Source organism: Pseudochelatococcus lubricantis (assembly GCF_042432495.1).
Classification (GTDB): Bacteria; Pseudomonadota; Alphaproteobacteria; order Rhizobiales; family Beijerinckiaceae; genus Pseudochelatococcus; species Pseudochelatococcus lubricantis.
Window position 1 is genome coordinate 114,738 of sequence record NZ_JBHLXC010000007.1, and the last position, 16,864, is coordinate 131,601.

The following is a 16,864-nucleotide window of genomic DNA, read 5'->3' on the forward strand; positions in this document are numbered from 1 at the left end:
GTCCCGGTCCGGCGAAGCGCGCCCCGGTGCATTCCCGTGCGGCCGCCGGCGGCGCGGCACGCCGGTGACGTCCGATGACGATGTCCTCCTCCCCGGTGTTGCCGTCTCACCTGACCTTGCGCAAGCTCCGGATCGCGACCGGGCTTGTCATGTTCGTCTTCATGACGACACACCTTCTCAACCATTCGCTGAACCTGATATCGCTGCCCGTGGCCGAGTCGGGGTTGCGATGGTTCGCGGCGTTCTGGGGTTCGGCGGCCGGCGGTGTGCTGCTCTACGGCGCGGTGCTGACCCACATCGGGCTGGTGCTCCATGCGCTTTACCGGCGCTGCAGCCTGCGCATGCGGCCGGAGGAAGCCTTTCAGCTCGTGCTCGGCCTGCTCATCCCGCTGTTCCTGATCGATCACGTGGTCGCCACGCGCGTCGCCCACGCCTTGCATGGCGAAAGGATCACCTATGAATCGGTGATCCGCTCGCTGTGGGTGACCACGCCGGTGTCGGGCGTGCGCCAGACGGTGGCGCTCGTCGTGGCATGGGCTCACGGCTGCATCGGCCTGCATTTCTGGCTGCGCTACCGCGACTGGTATCGGGATGCGTCGCCCTCGCTGCTCATGGGAGCGACGCTGTTGCCGGTGCTGGCGCTGCTCGGCTTTTCGGAAACCGGGCGCCTCCTCGCGCGGGCGCCGGCCCCCGTGTCGCCGCTGCCCGAACCGGGGGTGCTGGCGTCTGCGGACGCGGGCCTGCAGCTGGCGCGGTTGACGCTCTACGGCGCGTTCGGCGGCCTCCTCGCCGGCACGTTCGGGCTGCGTGGCCTGCGCCAATGGCGGGAGCGCGGCGCGACCATCGTGGTCCATTATCCGGGCAACCGCAATGTCAGGGTGCCGCGCGGTTTCACCGTGCTGGAGGCGAGCCGTGTCGGCCGCATTCCCCACTATGCCGTCTGCGGCGGCAAGGGCCGCTGTTCCACCTGCCGGGTGGAGGTGCTGGGCGATCCGGCCGCACTGCCGCCGCCGGACGAGCTGGAAAAGGCGACGCTGGAGCGGGTCGGCGCGCCGCCCGGCGTTCGCCTCGCCTGCCAGCTGCGGCCCGCGCACGACATCAGCGTAGCGCCCGTCCTCGTGCCGCACCGCAAGCGCAGCCGGCTGCTGGACGTCCGCGAGATGTCGCCGGGGCGGGAGCAGGAGATCGCGGTGATGTTCTGCGACATGCGCAACTTCACGGGCATGACCGAGAAACGCCTGCCTTACGACACGGTGTTCCTCCTCAACCGCTATTTCGCCCTCGTCGGGCAGGCGGTCGAGGAGAGCGGCGGGCGCATCGACAAGTTCATCGGCGACGGGGCGATGGCGCTGTTCGGCATCGACAGCACGCCGCGCGACGGCTGCCGCGCCGCCTTGCGGGCGGCACGCAAGATCGCGGAGGACATCGAGCGGCTGCATCGTGAACTCGGCCTCGAATTTCCCGCGCCGTTGCGCGTCGCCATCGGCATCCACGCCGGACCGGCCGTCATCGGCGTCATGGGCTATGGCCGCGCGCGCAGCCTTACCGCCGTCGGCGACACCGTGAACGTCGCGAGCCGGCTGGAATCCGTCGCCAAGGAGCGCAACGCCACGCTTGTCGTGTCCGAGCCCGTCATGCGCATGGCACAGGTCGACACCAACGGCCTTCCCGCCGATGTCATCCAGGTTCGCGGGCGCGCGAAGCAGCTGCGCGTCTTCGTCGATCCGCCTGTTTCGCCGCCCTGATGCGCCTTTTGGGCGGGCGGCTTCAGTTCCGCGAGAGCGCAACGACCGGGTCGAGCCGGGCGGCGCTGCGGGCGGGCAGGAAGCCGAAGGCGACGCCGATCGCGGTCGAGCACAGCAGCGAGGCGGCAATCGCCGTCGGAGAGTAGATGAGGCTGAAGCTCGAACCGAGGAGCTCGAACAGGACTCCGAAGCTCAGCGCGAGGCCGATGCCACCCAGACCGCCGATGAAGCAGACGACGATGGCCTCGATGAGGAACTGCTGCATGATATCGCTCTGGCGCGCGCCGACCGCCATGCGCACGCCGATCTCGCCCACCCGTTCGGAAACCGTGACCAGCATGATGTTCATCACGCCAATGCCGCCGACGAGAAGCGAGATCAGCGCGATGGCGGCGATCAGCAGGGTCAGCGTTTCCGTGGTGCTGGTGATCGTCTGGCGGATGTCGTCCGTGTTGAGGATGAAGAAGTCCCGGGTGCCGTGGCGGGCGGTGAGAAAGGCCGTCGCCGCCTGCTCGGCCACGGCGGTCGACACGTCGTCGCTGACGCGCACCGTGATGCTGCGCAGCGTCGTGTTCCCCAGGAGCCGCGTCTGCACGGTGGTGTAGGGCAGATAAACGGACGGGTTCTGGCTGGAGCCGAAGCCGCTCTGCTGCGGCAGCGTGACGCCGACGATGCGCGCCGGCATCTTGCCGACAAGGATGACCTGCCCCACCGGGCTGCCGGGGAAGTTCGCGAACAGGGCCTTGCGGGTGTTTTCGTCGATCACGGCGTCCTGCGCCATCTGGCGCACGCCGGCGGTGTCGAAGAACTGCCCTTCCGCCAGCTTCACGCCGCGGGCGTCGAAGTATTGCTCGCCGACGCCGTTGACCATCGCGTTGATGGAAACCGCGCCGAACTGCAGCAGGTCGTTCGTCGACACCGTCGGCGTGACGGCGGCGACGTAGGGCTGCGCGGCCAGCGCATGGGCATCCGCGACGACGAGCGTCGTGATCTTGCCTGAGCGCGTGTCGCCGAAATCCCTGCCCGCGAAAATCTCCAGCGTGTTGGTGCCGAGGCTGCTGATGTTGGCGAGCACCTGCTGCTGCGACCCCGTGCCGAGCGCCACCACGCAGACGACGGACGCGATACCGATGATGATGCCGAGCATGGTGAGGAAGGTGCGCAGCCGGTGTGCCCGCATCGACAGGAAGGCCATGCGGAACGCCTCGCGGAACCGGTCCGCGCCCGCCCGCCATGGCCGCCGCGGTCGGGCGCCGTCCTCCGGCGGGGCGGCAGGCGCCGGGCGCGCGTCCGTGTCCGGAGTGACTTCAGGCTGCGTCTGCCTGTCGGCGACGATGGCGCCGTCGCTGATCTCGATGATCCGTTGCGCGCGCGCGGCCACCGTCATGTCGTGGGTGACGATGATGACCGTCTTGCCGGTGGCGTTCAGCTCCTGCAGGATGCCGAGCACTTCCTCGCCGCTGCGCCGGTCGAGCGCGCCCGTCGGTTCGTCCGCCAGAATGACGTTGGCGCCGTTCATGAGCGCGCGGGCGATGGACACACGCTGCTGCTGTCCGCCCGACAGCTGCCCCGGCCGATGGTTCAGGCGGTCGGCCATGCCGAGGCGGCCGAGCAGTTGCGCCGCGTGCTTCCCGCGCTCCGCCGGTGACAGGCCCGCGTAGATCGCCGGGATTTCGACATTGCCCACCGCCGTCAGCTCCGGCAGCAGGTGGTAGCGCTGGAAGATGAAGCCGAAATGCTCGCGCCGCAGGGCTGCGAGCGCGTCGCTGTCGAGTTCGGACGTCTCCCGCCCGTCGATCCGGTAATGGCCTGCGGTCGGCCTGTCGAGGCAGCCGAGGATGTTCATCAGCGTCGATTTGCCCGAGCCGGAAGCGCCGACGATGGCCACCATCTCTCCGGCGCGGATCGTCAGGTCGATATCCTTCAGCACGACGAGCGTGCCGTCACCGGCCGGAAACTCGCGGCGCAGTTTTTCGAGGACGATGAGCGGCGCGCCGTCCGCTCCCGCGCTGCCGGGCCGTTGCGTGCTCATCGCGTCAGAACCCCATTGGCGAGGGCGGGCCGCGCCGGGCGGGCGTCGCGCTGGTGGCCGTCGCCGAATAGGTGCCCATCACGATCCGCTCACCCTCCTCAAGGCCGGAGAGTACCTCGGCCGTAATCTTGTTATTGAGGCCGATTTTCACCTGCCGCGTCGCGATCTGCCCGGAGGGCTCCAGCACCTGCACGCCATGAGTGCCGTCCCCGCCCGCGGCGCCGAGCGCCGTCGCGGGAATGGTGAGCGCGCCCTGCGCGCGCCCAAGCACGATGTGCACCTCCGCCGTCATGTAGGTGCGCAGCCGGCCGTCCGGGTTCGGGATGTCGAAGACGCCGTTGTAATAGATTGCCGTGGAGGCGGTCGAGGACGACGAGGACGCACTGCTGAGCGAGGTGCTGAGGCTGCTGTCGCTGGTGATGGATTCGGGGGCGGGCTCGATGCGCCGCAGGGTGGCGTCGTAGCGCCGGTCCGGCTCACCGAGGATGGTGAAGTAGACCGGCTGGCCCGGCGCGACCCGGACGACATCGGCTTCGGAAATCTCCGCCCGCACGGTCATTGTGTCGAGCTGCCCGAGAACGACGATGGTCGGGGCGGACTGGACGGCATTCACCGTCTGCCCCTCCTGCGATACGACGGCCAGCACCGTTCCGTCGATGGGCGCGGTGATGCGGGTGTAGCCGAGGTTGGCGCGCGCGTTCTCGACGGCGACTTCAGACTCGATAATCTGGGCGTCGAGGGCTTCGATCTGGGCGCGGATCACGCCGACGTCGGCCTGCGCCGTATCGAGATCCGCCTGCGAGGAGGCGCGCTGTGCCGCCATCCGGCGCTGGCGCTCCAGCGTGATCTCGGCGAGCTTGAGGCTCGCCTGTTTCTCGGTCCGCTGCGCGCGGACGTTCGCGAGCGCGGCCTGCGCGGTGCGTAGCGCGTTTTCCTGCGTGACCGAATCGATTTCCGCGATCAGGTCGCCCGCCTTCACCTGCTGCCCGAGTTCGACATGCAGCGTGGTGACCCGCCCGGACACCTGCGCGCCGACCGCGACCAGCCGCACGGGCTTGAGGATGCCGGTGGCGAGTACGGTCACCTCGATGTCCCCGCGCGTCACGGGCGCGGTCATCACGTTGGCGGATTGCGCGGCCGTCCGGTTTTTCTGCCAGAACCAGTATCCCGCGCCGGCGCCGGCGACGGTCAGCAGGAGGAGCAGGATTCTCGCGATCGTCCGCGCCCGGTTGCCAGCACTCATGAACGGCCCGGTTCCCACGAGGGGAAGGACGTGGCGGAGAAGGTCATGCGTGTGCTCCCGTTCCAGGCAAGTCGATGCGTGCGATCAGTCCGTGCGGCGTGTTTTCGTGCAGCGAGAGCCGCCCGCCGTGGGCGCGGGCGAGCGAGCGGGCGATGGCGAGGCCGAGCCCGAACCCCTGGCCGGAGCGCACGGGACGCTCCTCTTCCACTCGGCCGAACGGCTTCAGCGCGGCTTCCCGGCGGGCTACCGGGATGCCGGGCCCGTCGTCCTCCACCGTCAGCACGATGCCGTTGCCCTCGCCGTAGCGCAAGCGGACGACGACGTGGCGGGCGTAGCGCACGGCGTTGTCGACGAGGTTCGTCAGCACGCGGTGCATGTCGTCGAGCCGCCCGAGGCAGACGAGATGGTCCGGCCCCACATAGGTGACGGGATGGCCGAGATCCGAGAATTCGTCGGCGACGGTCTGCGCGATGCTGGCGAGATCGATGGTGGAGAGCGCGGCCTCCGCCCGCTCGTCACGGATGAACGACAGCGCCGAACGCAGCATGGCGTTCACCTGGTCGAGATCGCGCTCCATCTGTGCGCGCGCGGCCGCATCCTCGATGAACTCCGTCCGCAGCCGCAGGCGGGTGATGGGTGTCCGCAGGTCGTGGCTGACGGCGAGCAGCATCTGGGTGCGCTCGTCGACCAGTTCCTTGATGCGGTCGCGCATCCGGTTGAATGCGCGCGCGGCACGCTGAAGCTCTTCCGGTCCCTGTTCGGGCAGCGGCAGGTGCTCCCTGTTGACGTCGAAGCTCTCCGCCGCTTCCGTGAACCGGCGCAGCGGCGCCGTCACCGCCGTGATCGCCCAGACGGTCAGCAAGACGAGCACCGGCATGAGGAAGCCCAGCATCACCAGCAGACGGATCGAGACCGGCGGGGCCGACGGCCCTTCCGGCACGCCGGAGGCCGCCAGGACGATGCCGTTCGACAGCCGCAGCGCGATTTGTTCCGGCGCGTCGGGCGTCTCCGGACGGTGAAAGACGGCGACATCGGCGCCGAGGCGGTGGGCGATGACACGCGCAGGTGGCGTGTCCGGCGAAGCTGAGACCGCTGCCCACGGCGGCAACTGCATGGATACGATGAGCCAGGGATACTCCCGCGCCACAGCGACGGTGAGGGCGATGCGCGCCGCGCCGTCGGGAATGGTCTCGAACAGGCGGGCGATGGTGACGAGTTCCCATTCCCGGCGTTCGTTCTCATGCTCGGCGGGCGCGGGCACAAGAAGGAAGAAGGCCGCCGATATCACGATCTGCGACAGAATGACCGAGGCGATGATCAGCAGCGCGATCTGCCCGGCGATGCGGCGCGGATGGAAAACTTTCACAAAACCGGGAATCATTGCCGCTCCACCCTGGCGGCGAACATGTAGCCGCTGTTGCGCACGGTCTTGATGAAATGGGGGTCGCGCGGGTCCTGCTCCAGCTTCTGCCGCAGGCGGCTGATCAGGATATCGACGCTGCGGTCGAACGGCCCGGCTTCCCGTCCCCGCGTCAGGTCAAGCAACTGCTCGCGCGTCAGCACGCGCTGCGGACGCATGCAGAGCGCGAGCAGCAGGTCGAACTCCGCCCCGGTCACCGCAACCCGCGCGCCGTTCGGATCGGTGAGGTGATGCTGGCGCGCGTCCACCACCCAGCCATCGAACGTGTAGATGGCCATGTCCTTCCCGGCGAGCGCGCCGTCCTGCGCCGTGCGCCGCAGCACGGCGCGGATGCGTGCCATCAGTTCGCGAGGGTTGAACGGTTTGACGAGATAGTCGTCGGCGCCCATCTCCAGCCCGACGATGCGGTCTATCTCGTCGCCGCGCGCTGTCAGCATCAGCACCGGAACCGTGGAACCGCCGCGCAGGCGGCGGCAGATGCTGAGCCCGTCCTCGCCCGGCAGCATGAGATCGAGCACGATGAGGTCGATGCGGGCGTCGGCAAGGATGCGGTCCATGGCGCGACCGTTTGCGGCGACCGATGTCCTGAAGCCGTTCTTGTCCAGATAGCGGGCAATGAGCGTGCTGATATCCGGATCGTCCTCGACGACGAGGATATGAGGCTCGTCACTCATGTCCCGCACGGGCTCCTTCACTGCGAATGTTTGCACTGCGAATGCTTGCTTGCGGAACCAGTTAGCCCATTAGCGGAACCGAGGAAATCACAAATTTTTTTCCGGTTGTTTCCCGGCGCGCGGGGGAAACAACCGGAAACAATCGGAAACAAACACTCTTCCGGCCTGAATATGGGAGAAACAAACGCCGGCGATGGTGCGGCATCGCGAAGGAGTTTCGGATGCATGCACGTCTTCCGCTGCCGTCGTGGCGCGCCTGGAGCCAGATCGTGCCGCGCGGCCTGCCGCCCTATAACAGAACGACGAAAATGCTGATCGCGTTCGGCATACCGGGCCTTGCCGTCGTCGCCGTTGCCGGCGCTCTCTTCATGACGGCGAAGCGCGAGGCGCTCGACGGCTATACGCTCGTGCGGCTGCGGACCATCGAGGCGCAAGCCGAACAGATCGAGGGTGACTACATCCTGCTCGCAGGCGATTCCCACACCGAGCGGCTGTACCTGCCCACGCTCTGCGGCCTGCCGACGCTCAACGCCGGCCTCTCTGGCGCGACGCTCGACGACGTGTCGTCGGTGATCGCCGCAGCGAAGATCAGGCCGCCGAAGCTGACGCTGCTCACCATCGGCACGAACGAGGCCAATCTCAAGCGCAGGCCCGACGCCTACGATGCCGTCATCCGCTTCCGGCGGAATCTGGACAATCTGCTGTCCGTGCTGCGCTGGCGGTCGCGTCGGGTGGTCGTCTCGCAGATTCCGCCGTTGCAGGAGGGCGGGGCGGCGGCATTCTCCAGCTCCGCCATTGCCGCGTTCGACGCCGTCATCGGCAACACCTGCACGGGGGAGACATGCGCGCGCGTCGCGCTGTTTCCCCCCGCCGATGCCGGAAGCGAGGACGGCGCGCTCTATGCCATGGACGGCATCCACATCAACCGCCTTGCCGACAGGATCAACGTTCATGCTCGCGAGATATGCAGTAATTCAAATTAAATTTCGATTAAAACGAAATATTTAATAATGAAAATCAAATTCAGAAAAATATGAAAAATGACAAGGAGCAGCATATGTTGGATATACAGCTCATCAGCATCGCGGTCACATCGTTGATCGGATTCGTGAACGCGGTTCCGCCCCGCCTGATACTGCGGCGGCTAAGGATGGCGCGGGGCAAGGGAGAAGGCCGATGAAGACGGTGGTCGTCCTGATGCTGCTGGCCGGTTGCGATTGCGACGGCGTCGTGTGCAGGGACGTCCGCACGGTGTCGTCCGGCTGGTCGAGCGTCGAGGCCTGCCGGGCCGCGATCGGCAAACAGATCGCGTCGGAGCGCGCGTCCTATCCACTCGTGACAGCCCGCTGCACGGTGAAAACTCCCGGGAGCGCGCCGCTCCTGCTTTCGCATTACGGCGATCCGGCATCGCCTGCCGCCATCCCGCCCCTCGACGTTTCGCCGCCAGCCGGGCCCGCGCGGCCGTCGGGCACGCGGGAGCATGTCGTCGCCTTCCTTGACAGTTCCGTCGCGTCGGTCAGAGCCACGGTCGCGTCGGCCGGAGGCATCGCGGCGGGCGAACTGTTGAGCTGGCTACGCCTGCCGTTATAGGCGGCGGCACCTCCTACGGCGCGGCGAACTCCAGATCGAACCATGCACCGGGTTCGAGTGTGCGCGTGTCGAAGAGCTGCGCCCGTGCCGCGATCGTCGCCAGCGTTTCGGTATCGGGAACGCCCTCATAGGCACCCACGCGCGTCGAGACCACGGCGCGCCGTTGCCGTCCGTCGGGTGCGGTCTCGGGCAGCACCTTGTCGGTGACGACGGGCGGCGTGCCGTTCCTGCTGCCGTGATGGCTGACCTTGAGAAAATGCACGGGCCGCAAGAGCCCCCGACGGTCCATGATCTCCCAGCTTTTCTCTTCCGCATCGCCCGGAAACAGCAGGCGCCAGCCTTCCCATTCGAGTTCGATCACCACGCTCGAATTGTTGGCGGCCTTGTCGATGGTACGCAGATTGCCCGCCATGCCGTTCGAGCGGAAACGGACGAGATCGAAAAAATCGCCGGCGGAGACGCCGGCCGGCGGCGTGATCGTCTGCGCGGGAAAGGCGGTCGGCACGGCGTTGCCCGCCATGGCGCCGAACATGTCCGGCCCCAGCCGGCCGTAATAGATCGATGTATCCTCCTCCGGGGCGAGGATGCGCACCTGCGTGCGGCGGAACGGGTGGCTGCCGCCGACCGGCGCCTCACGATGAATATAGAGCGGATGGTCCGCGAGCTTGCGGATATGGTCGACGCAGTCCTTGCTGGCACGCGGGTTGTTGATGGCCAACAGCGCGGCGACGCCCGGCGGCACGGGCGCGGCGCTCTTGCGGAAGAACTTCGTCACGCTCCTGATGAGGGCGAGCGCGAGGGAACGTTTCTTCCGTGCCTCCGGAAAGCGCCGGTAATAGTCCTCCGCCGACGAGGCGGTCATCCATACCCGCGTCGCGCGCAGGGGAATATCGAGCTTCTCCGCACCGTACAGCAGCCCCTGGATATGGTCCATGTGCTCATGGGTCATCAGATAAAGGTCGACGGGCTTGCCGGCGAGTTCGTCCCGGATGTTTTCGAGCACCTTCCTGAAGACGGAATCGTCGCCGCCGGCGCCGGCGAGCGCGTTGCCGACGTCGATCAGCAGATGGACGACAGTCTCCTCGCCATTGCCGTCGATCTCGGGAATGCTGACCAGAATGGCGTCGCCGAACAGCACGTTGTAGATGCGGACCCTGAGCGCCTGCATGTCAATGGCCCCTCATATGCAGCATCTGCCCCATGGCGCGCAGCCGCAGCGTGCGGTTCTGGATCTGCACGTCCGGAGAGCCGATTTCCAGCAATCCCTTGTCGAAGCAGTCGGCCACGTAGGCCAGCCGCATGGCGTTGTTCGCCGCCGTCGCCTCCGCCTGCTGGGAGGGATGGCGCGGGCTCGTCGAGAGCAGCGCGCGAACCTCGCCGGTATCCCGGTCGATGACCAGCGTGCTGCCGTAGATGATGCTGATCTCATCGAAGAACCCGCCTCCCTGGTCGACCGTGCGGTTCTCCCGCCACGCCACCTTGAAGAGGCATTCGTGCGTCTCGGCCTCGCCGGTCGACCTGTAGACCGTCTTGACGACCGAGAGACGGGGGCGCACGTCGAAGGGCACGTTGGGCGGGATCATCAGCGCCTCGCGGTGCTTCTCGGCGAACTGGTAGGCCGACCAGTCACTGCGGACGAGCAGGTCGAGGTCGAGATCGGCGGGCAGCGCGAGCGTGGGCGGGGGCGAGACGAGTTCGCCGGCATCGGCCACGATGCCCCGGCGCACGAACTCCTTCCTGATGAAGGCGCGCGCATCGTCGTCATCGGGATTGGAGGCGGTATCGGCGGCGATCAGCGCCCGGCCGTAGTCGGCGAAGGAGATTTCGCCCGGCGGCAGATAATCCAGCCCGCGAAAGACGATGCGCTTGAACTTGTTGCCCGCGATGGCGAGCGCCCTGCCGGAGGCCTGGTAAAGCTCCTCGTCGCCGGGGCCGGCGGCCTGCCCGCCGTCCTCCTCTTCGAGGCCGCCCGCGCCCGCGGCGATCGCGCGCTTGATGTCGTCGTGCTCCTTCACCAGCAGCAGGTAGAGCGCACCCGACAGCACCTCGCTGATGTCGTGCGGGGCGTGCGACGCCGGTCGCCTTCCCGGGCCGCTGAAGGAGACGCCGCTGTTAAGATCGCGCAGCGGGCGCGCGTCGCCGGCGACCGCGGCGCCGAAATGGTTGGCGATCTCATTGAAGGCGCCGGCATTGCGCAGGTCGCCGCGCGACAACCTCAGCACTTCCAGCCGCAGCCGGCGCGTGCGGATGGCGAAGATGACGGCACTGAGATCGGCGATCGCCTCGTGCAGGCCCAGCGCCTGTGGCGACGTCGCGTCATAGAGATCGGGGGCGATGCCGTCGAGGATGGCGTGCGTCGTCTCGTGGGCGACGATGTCCGGCGACAGGCAGGTGTAGACGGTCGTGTCGGCGCCACTCACCGTCGCCTCGAAAAAGAAGAACTGCAGGCTGCGGGAATCGCGGTGGTAGAAGGCGTTCGCCATGCGGCCGGCGCGCGGCACGACGAGCAACTGCTCACCGTCGAACGCCCAGCGCAGCGGCCGGCCGAGCACGTCCGCCTCCTCGAACATCGCCATGGTCTTCATGACCGCCCCGAACACGCTGACCTGCTGGAAATCGGCGGCGTGCGGCCGCGTCGGATCCTTGATCCGGTAGCGGCCGAGCTTGGCGCCCTTCTTCGGCGGCACGAAGGGCGCACCGGCGTTGACCGCGCCCGTGTCGGGATCGATGTCGACGACGGCGACACGGCGGCAGACCGGTCCGTCGAGCATCGCCTCCGAGGCCTTGTAGTCCCATCCTTCCAGCAGGTCCCTGCCGTCGTCGGCGCTCACAGGGTCCCGCACCATGTATTGCAGCCGCACCTTGCCCGTTGCCGCGGTGTTTTCGGTCGCCATGTCCGTCTCCTGCCGATCCGGTCCTACTGGTCCGTGACGGCGAACTGGACCGCCGGCGAGTTGCCCGGCAGGCCCGTGAAAGCGGCCTGGAACAGCCCCGGCTGCCCGGCCGGCTCAAGGATCAGCCGAAGCTGGGGAACCGCCGGCCCCTTGTAGGCGACCGTGACCGGCGGGCCGAAGGGGGCGAAGGGCGTGGCGGGATCGTCGGTCCGCATGAGCGCGATTGTGCCGCTGATCTCGCCCGTGGGGGAGGGCGGCACGAGCAGCAGTTCGATCGTTTCCGATTTCTTCAGCGAGATGGCGTGCACCGACAGGTCGACGGCGGGCGCGACGCCCAGCGGCGGTGTGGGAGAGGCCGCGCCGAGCAGGCGATAGAACACCGGCTTGAAGGCGGTGGCGGTGAAGAAGCTCGCGTGCTCGCCCACCACTGCCTGCTTCTGCCCCAGCCGGGGGAACGCGCTCCACACCGGCACCGTGCCGTCGCCGGCGTCGTCCGATACGGTGATTTTCGGCTCGCCGTGGCCGAAGTTGATGCGCGTCGCCGTCTTGTGTCCCGTTCCCGCGAAATAGAAGTAGCGGACGTGCGCGGGCGCGGCCCCGCGGCCGAGTGTGTCGTGGACGTAGCGGGCCCGCTCCAGCAGCGCGGGATTGAGGCCGAGCGCCGCCGAGACCTGCGGGTCGTAGATATCGAGCGGGTCGAGCGTCTCGCTGGCGATGTTCCAGCACGCGGCTTCGCCGGGGGCCGGCAGAAGCTGGTAGCCGGACGGGTAGCGGGGGTCGTTCGCAAGGTCGCGGAAATCCGCCGCGCTGATGCCGAGCGTGCTGTCGAGGCCGAGAACGCGCGCCAGCGCCAGCGGCGCGCCGAGATGCGGCGTGGCGAGTGCCAGAAAGCTGCCGATCTTGCCGAACCAGGGCTCGGCATCATATTTTCCGGATTCGAGCACGAGGCGCGATATCAGCCCGCCCATACTGTGGGCGATGAGCGTGATTGACGTCGCGCCCTCGTCGTGGCGTTTCGCGATCGTCTCGGCCAGCTTGCCGGCCGTCGTTTCGAGGTCGAGGCGCCAGTCGTATGGAAAGATCGTCAGCTTCTTGTCGGCGCCGTCCTCCGGAAATCCGATTTCCGACAGCTGCCTGATCAGCGGACGGTAGAAATCGAAACACAGGACATTGCGGATGACGTCGCCGGCGACGAGATCGTCCCGCATCAGATCGGCCTTGCGTCTGTAGCCGAACTGGGTCTCCCACGCCGTCGGCGGCCATACCTCCTGTCCGTCCGGTGTGCTGAGGGCGGTTCCCATGATGCCGGGAACGAAAATGACGCTTTCCATGAGGTCCCCTGTTCCGTCTGCTCGCGTGACATTCTCTCGCCCGCGTGACCTGTCGGAGCCGGACAGGTGCCGCGCCCGGCCACTCACCCGCCGCATGCAGCGAGGCGCGCGCCCCGGCGCCGTCCGCGCGGGGTATAACAGCAGATATATACTGACAGTATGCCGATATGTATTATTACAAGGACCTGACTATCTTTTCACCGGAGGATGAAATTTATAAGACAGGGCGTCCCGTGCACTGTCGTTTGACAGAATTCCCATCCGGAAAAGCTTGGCCGCAAGTTTGATCTTGTCCCGACGCAAGCGCCAAGCGCTTTCTTGCGCCGGGACGATATTACCGGTCGAGCGACCGCGCCCGCTCCACCGGCGCAGCGGCGCGCGGCTGCGCTTTCGTGAGGATCATGCCGGCATAATGGAAGACGAAGGCCGCGATCGCGGTGGCTGGCGCGGAAACCTCCGCGTAGGGGCCGCCGGCCAGGTAAAGGGCGATGCCGAGCGCGGTCGCGGCAAACCAGGCAATCAGGCCGCAGGGCTCGAAGGCCGGCGCGTTGGCGACGCGGCCGGCCATAGCGTCGTCCGTCGCGCCCGTATGGCGTCGGCCGGCGATGTAGGCGAGGGCGACGGCAACCCAGGCGACCACGAAAATGCCCTGATAGGCGAGTGCCTGCAGCAGATAGCCGAAGACGTCCGCCAGCATCAGCACATAGACGACGGCGCCGACCGCCACGGCCCAGCCGATGCGCCCGAAGGGCAGCCTGCCGAGCGGCGACAGCAACGCTTCCATGTTGACGGCGGCGAGATAGTAGTTCGCCGTATTGATGCGCGTCTGCGTCACCCAGACGAAGACCAGCCCCCAGACGCCCATCAGCTTGAGCAGCGCCAGCAATACGGACACTTCCGAAATCGCCCCGTCGTTGGGGACGGAACCCACCATGAAGATGCCGAACAGGCCGCTGACCAGGAATGCCATCAGGTAGAACGGCACCCCGAAGTTGAAGAAGGCATGATAGTCTGCGTCTTCCTTGCGGCCGAAACGGGCATAATCGAAGGTGAACATCATGAGCACCCAGATGCCCATGTAATAGACGAAGCAGGACCACCAGCCGCCGGCGGGCGGACCACCGGCAGGGCCGAGGCGCAGCCAGTTGTCGCTGTAGCCGTATTCGGCGATGACAAGCCCCGTCGCCGTCACGAGACCGAGAAGGTAAACCGGCAGCAGCACGCCGTTGAACTTGTCGAGCCAGTTCTGGATGCTGCCAAAGATCAGCAACGCACTGTAGATAACGACGATGAGCGCCGCGACCTGATACGATATAGCAGGAAATACCGTATTGATCCCCACGGCGATGACCGAGCCCTCGAAAACCGCATAGTAGATGGCTGTCGCGCAGAAGATGAGCGTCGCGATGCTCGCGCCGATACTGCCGAAGAGGATGCGCGAGAACAGCGCCACCGACAGGCCGGTGCGGATGGCGAAGCGGCTCAGCACCGCGTTGATCGCGCCGTAGGTGATCACCGACAGCAGCATGCCGATTATGGCGTTCCATGTGCCGAAATTGAGCGCCATCGAGGCACCGACCACGATGTAGAAGACAGCGCTGCACACGGCCCACCAGGCCATGGTCAGCCCTGCCTTCGACATGCGTGCGTTCTCGGGCACGGCGACGGCCGAATAGTCGAGGGTGCCGGTCTCCCCTCTCTCCGTTGTTCCCTGATGTGCCATGATAGGTTCCCCTCGCATTTTGTCATGCGTCTGTTGTGTCGTTCCCGGTGGCGTATCGCCGTCTCGTGCGGGCCCTGCCGGGCGCCGCACGGTTGGCCGCCGTTCAGTGAGGAGCGCTCGCCGAATGGCGGGCGGACGCTATCAGCACGTAGCTGCCGCTTTCGTGCAGTTCTGCCGTCCAGCCGGGTTCGACGACGATGGTCGTCGTCTCCTCCTCGATGATGGCGGGGCCTTCGAGGCGGTCGCCGGCGCCGAGCAGGTTGCCGTCGTAGACGGGGGCGGGCCGGTATGCGCCGTCGCGCGAGAAGATGGCGTCGCGCACGCCCTTCTGCGCGTGCCCGGCGCCGCGCCCGGCGGCGAGCCTGTTCCTGCCCGGCTTGTCGACCACGCCGTACAGCGTGCTCTCGATGTTGACGACCTCGACGGTGTTGTTCGGCTCGCTGTAGGTGTAGAGTTGCTCGTGGCGGCGGTGGAAGGCGTCCTTCAGCCGGTCCACGGTGCTTGCATCGATGTCGAAGACGTCGACCTCGACCGTGCATTCGTGGACCTGTCCGACATAGCGCATGTCGAGGCTGCGGCTCATGCGGATGCGGCTGTCGTCGAAGCCGTCCTTGCGGAGCTGTTCCCGTCCGTTCGCTTCGAGTTCCTGGAACAGCCCGTTGATGCGGGCATAGGCGTCGCCGTTGTCGAGACGGGCGGGGCAGGTCGCCATGTGGTTGTATTTCATGTCGGAGATGATCTGGCCGAAGGCGCACAGGCCGGAGGCCAGTTTGGGGATCAGGATGCGATCGATGCCCATTTCGCGGCCGATCGCCGTGATGTGGGCGGCCGTCGCCCCGCCCGCGCACACGAGGACGAAGTCGCGCGGATCGTAGCCGCGCTCGATGGATACGCGCCGGATGCCGTTCACCATGTTGGCGTTGACGATGGTGAACATGCCGTAGGCGGCCTGCTCCAGGCTGATGCCGAGCGGCCCGGCGATGCGTGTCTCTATCGCAGCCCGCGCTCTGGCGACATCGAGCGGCAGCCGGCCGCCGACGAGGCCCTGCGTGTTGAGGTAGCCGAGGGCGAGATTGACGTCCGTGGTGGTCGGCTCCGTGCCGCCCCGGCCGTAGCAGGCCGGCCCCGGATCGGAACCCGCGCTTTGCGGGCCCATCTGCAGCAGGCCCATGTCGTCGATCCAGCCGATGGAACCGCCGCCGGCCCCCAGCGTCTCGACCTGGATCATGGGCACACCGATGCGGTAGCGCAGGAAATCGATGTTCTTGTTCAGGTTGGTGACGCCGTCGTAGGTCAGGGTGATGTCGAACGACGTGCCGCCCATGTCGACGGTGATGACGTTCCGGTAGCCGAAGGGCTCCGTCACGTGCAGCCCGGCGCGCGGCGCGGAGGCAGGGCCGGAGTTGATGGCGTAGACCGCGTGGTCGGCCACGAAGCCGCCCACCGCAAGGCCGCCGTTGGACTGGAAGTAGCGCACCGGCGCGCGGGCGCCGTGCGTGCGGAAATAGGCGTCTACCGCCGTCACGTAGCGTTTCAGGATCGGGGAGAGGTAGGCGTTGGTGACAGCTGTCGAGGTGCGGGTGTATTCGCGCACCTGCGGATAGAGATCGCTGCCGACGGTGAGCGCCACGCCCGGCATCATCTCGCGCACGATCGAGGCCGCCCGCCGCTCGTGTTCGGGCTGCAGCACCGACCAGACGAAGGAAATCGCCACCGATTCGATCCCCTCGCGCAGGAACAGCCGGCAGGCTTCGCGCACGTCCTCCTCCTCCAGCGGCACGCGGATATCGCCGTTCGAGAGCACGCGCTCCCGCACGCCCCGGCGCAGGTTGCGCGGCACCAGCATGACGGCCGGCGGGTATGTCGCGTCGTAGCGGTAGCCGTCTTCCTTGTGGCCGTTGCGGATTTCGATGGAATCCTCATGGCCCGCCGTGCAGATCAGCCCGGTGCGCGCGCCCCTGAACTGGATCAATGCATTGAGGCCGACCGTGGTGCCGTTGATGCACAGGTCGCTGTTCGAGATGATGTCCCGGATATCGGTGCCGAGGTCCTCGGCGATCAGCGCCAGCCCGTTCTCCATGGCGATGGTCGGGTCGGACGGGGTCGAGAGAGCCTTGTAGAGCCGCGTCTGGCCGGACTTTTCCGCCAGAACGAAATCCGTGAATGTGCCGCCGGCGTCAATGCCGAGCCTGTACTTGCTATCCATTGTCGC

12 protein-coding genes are annotated in these 16,864 nt (G+C 67.0%); 3 read left to right on the forward strand and 9 right to left on the reverse strand.

Translation table 11 applies throughout. The features are described 5' to 3' along the window. Positions 1–74: 74 nt before the first annotated feature. Entirely contained in the window at positions 75–1,745 is a 1,671-nt protein-coding gene (locus ACFFJ7_RS14130) for an adenylate/guanylate cyclase domain-containing protein (protein ID WP_377593131.1), read from the forward strand. Positions 1,746–1,767: 22 nt separating this feature from the next. On the opposite strand, the gene ACFFJ7_RS14135 is transcribed toward ACFFJ7_RS14130, so the two are convergent. Genes ACFFJ7_RS14135 through ACFFJ7_RS14150 form a run of 4 tightly spaced genes read right to left on the reverse strand, consistent with a single transcriptional unit; the run spans position 1,768 to position 7,114 of the window. Next, entirely contained in the window at positions 1,768–3,777 is a 2,010-nt protein-coding gene (locus ACFFJ7_RS14135; protein ID WP_377593133.1) for a MacB family efflux pump subunit, read from the reverse strand. A gap of 4 nt (positions 3,778–3,781) precedes the next feature. Beyond that, a complete protein-coding gene (locus ACFFJ7_RS14140; RefSeq protein WP_377593135.1) occupies positions 3,782–5,020 on the reverse strand; it encodes an efflux RND transporter periplasmic adaptor subunit in 1,239 nt (412 codons plus the stop codon). Between the two features lie 43 nt (positions 5,021–5,063). After that, entirely contained in the window at positions 5,064–6,401 is a 1,338-nt protein-coding gene (locus ACFFJ7_RS14145) for an ATP-binding protein (RefSeq protein WP_377593137.1), read from the reverse strand. After that, positions 6,398–7,114 (reverse strand): response regulator, encoded by a 717-nt coding sequence (locus ACFFJ7_RS14150; protein WP_166952217.1) that lies wholly within the window; start codon positions 7,112–7,114, stop codon positions 6,398–6,400. The genes ACFFJ7_RS14145 and ACFFJ7_RS14150 overlap by 4 nt, the downstream gene beginning before the upstream one ends. Positions 7,115–7,335: 221 nt before the next feature. Here ACFFJ7_RS14150 and ACFFJ7_RS14155 point away from each other — a divergent pair, with 221 nt between their 5' ends. Together ACFFJ7_RS14155 and ACFFJ7_RS14160 are read left to right on the forward strand one after the other, a co-directional pair. Beyond that, a complete protein-coding gene (locus ACFFJ7_RS14155; protein ID WP_377593139.1) occupies positions 7,336–8,097 on the forward strand; it encodes an SGNH/GDSL hydrolase family protein in 762 nt (253 codons plus the stop codon). Positions 8,098–8,290: 193 nt separating this feature from the next. Beyond that, positions 8,291–8,704 (forward strand): hypothetical protein, encoded by a 414-nt coding sequence (locus ACFFJ7_RS14160; RefSeq protein ID WP_166952211.1) that lies wholly within the window; start codon positions 8,291–8,293, stop codon positions 8,702–8,704. A 13-nt stretch (positions 8,705–8,717) separates the two neighbouring features. Here ACFFJ7_RS14160 and ACFFJ7_RS14165 read toward each other — a convergent pair whose 3' ends face one another. The 5 genes from ACFFJ7_RS14165 to capA all read right to left on the reverse strand — a co-directional run bounded on the left by ACFFJ7_RS14165 (position 8,718) and on the right by capA (position 16,858). Further along, complete coding sequence (locus tag ACFFJ7_RS14165; RefSeq protein ID WP_377593142.1) at positions 8,718–9,872, reverse strand: ComEC/Rec2 family competence protein; 1,155 nt, start codon at positions 9,870–9,872, stop codon at positions 8,718–8,720. A 1-nt stretch (position 9,873) separates the two neighbouring features. Then, the gene (locus ACFFJ7_RS14170; protein WP_377593144.1) at positions 9,874–11,598 is read right to left on the reverse strand and encodes a gluzincin family metallopeptidase; all 1,725 of its coding nucleotides are present in this window, start codon (positions 11,596–11,598) and stop codon (positions 9,874–9,876) included. Positions 11,599–11,621: 23 nt separating this feature from the next. After that, a complete protein-coding gene (locus ACFFJ7_RS14175; protein ID WP_377593146.1) occupies positions 11,622–12,929 on the reverse strand; it encodes a lipase/acyltransferase domain-containing protein in 1,308 nt (435 codons plus the stop codon). A gap of 334 nt (positions 12,930–13,263) precedes the next feature. After that, entirely contained in the window at positions 13,264–14,652 is a 1,389-nt protein-coding gene (locus ACFFJ7_RS14180) for a purine-cytosine permease family protein (RefSeq protein ID WP_377593148.1), read from the reverse strand. A 103-nt stretch (positions 14,653–14,755) separates the two neighbouring features. After that, on the reverse strand, positions 14,756–16,858 hold the full coding sequence (gene capA / locus ACFFJ7_RS14185) for a caprolactamase subunit alpha (protein WP_377593150.1): 2,103 nt from the start codon (positions 16,856–16,858) through the stop codon (positions 14,756–14,758). Positions 16,859–16,864: the final 6 nt, after the last annotated feature.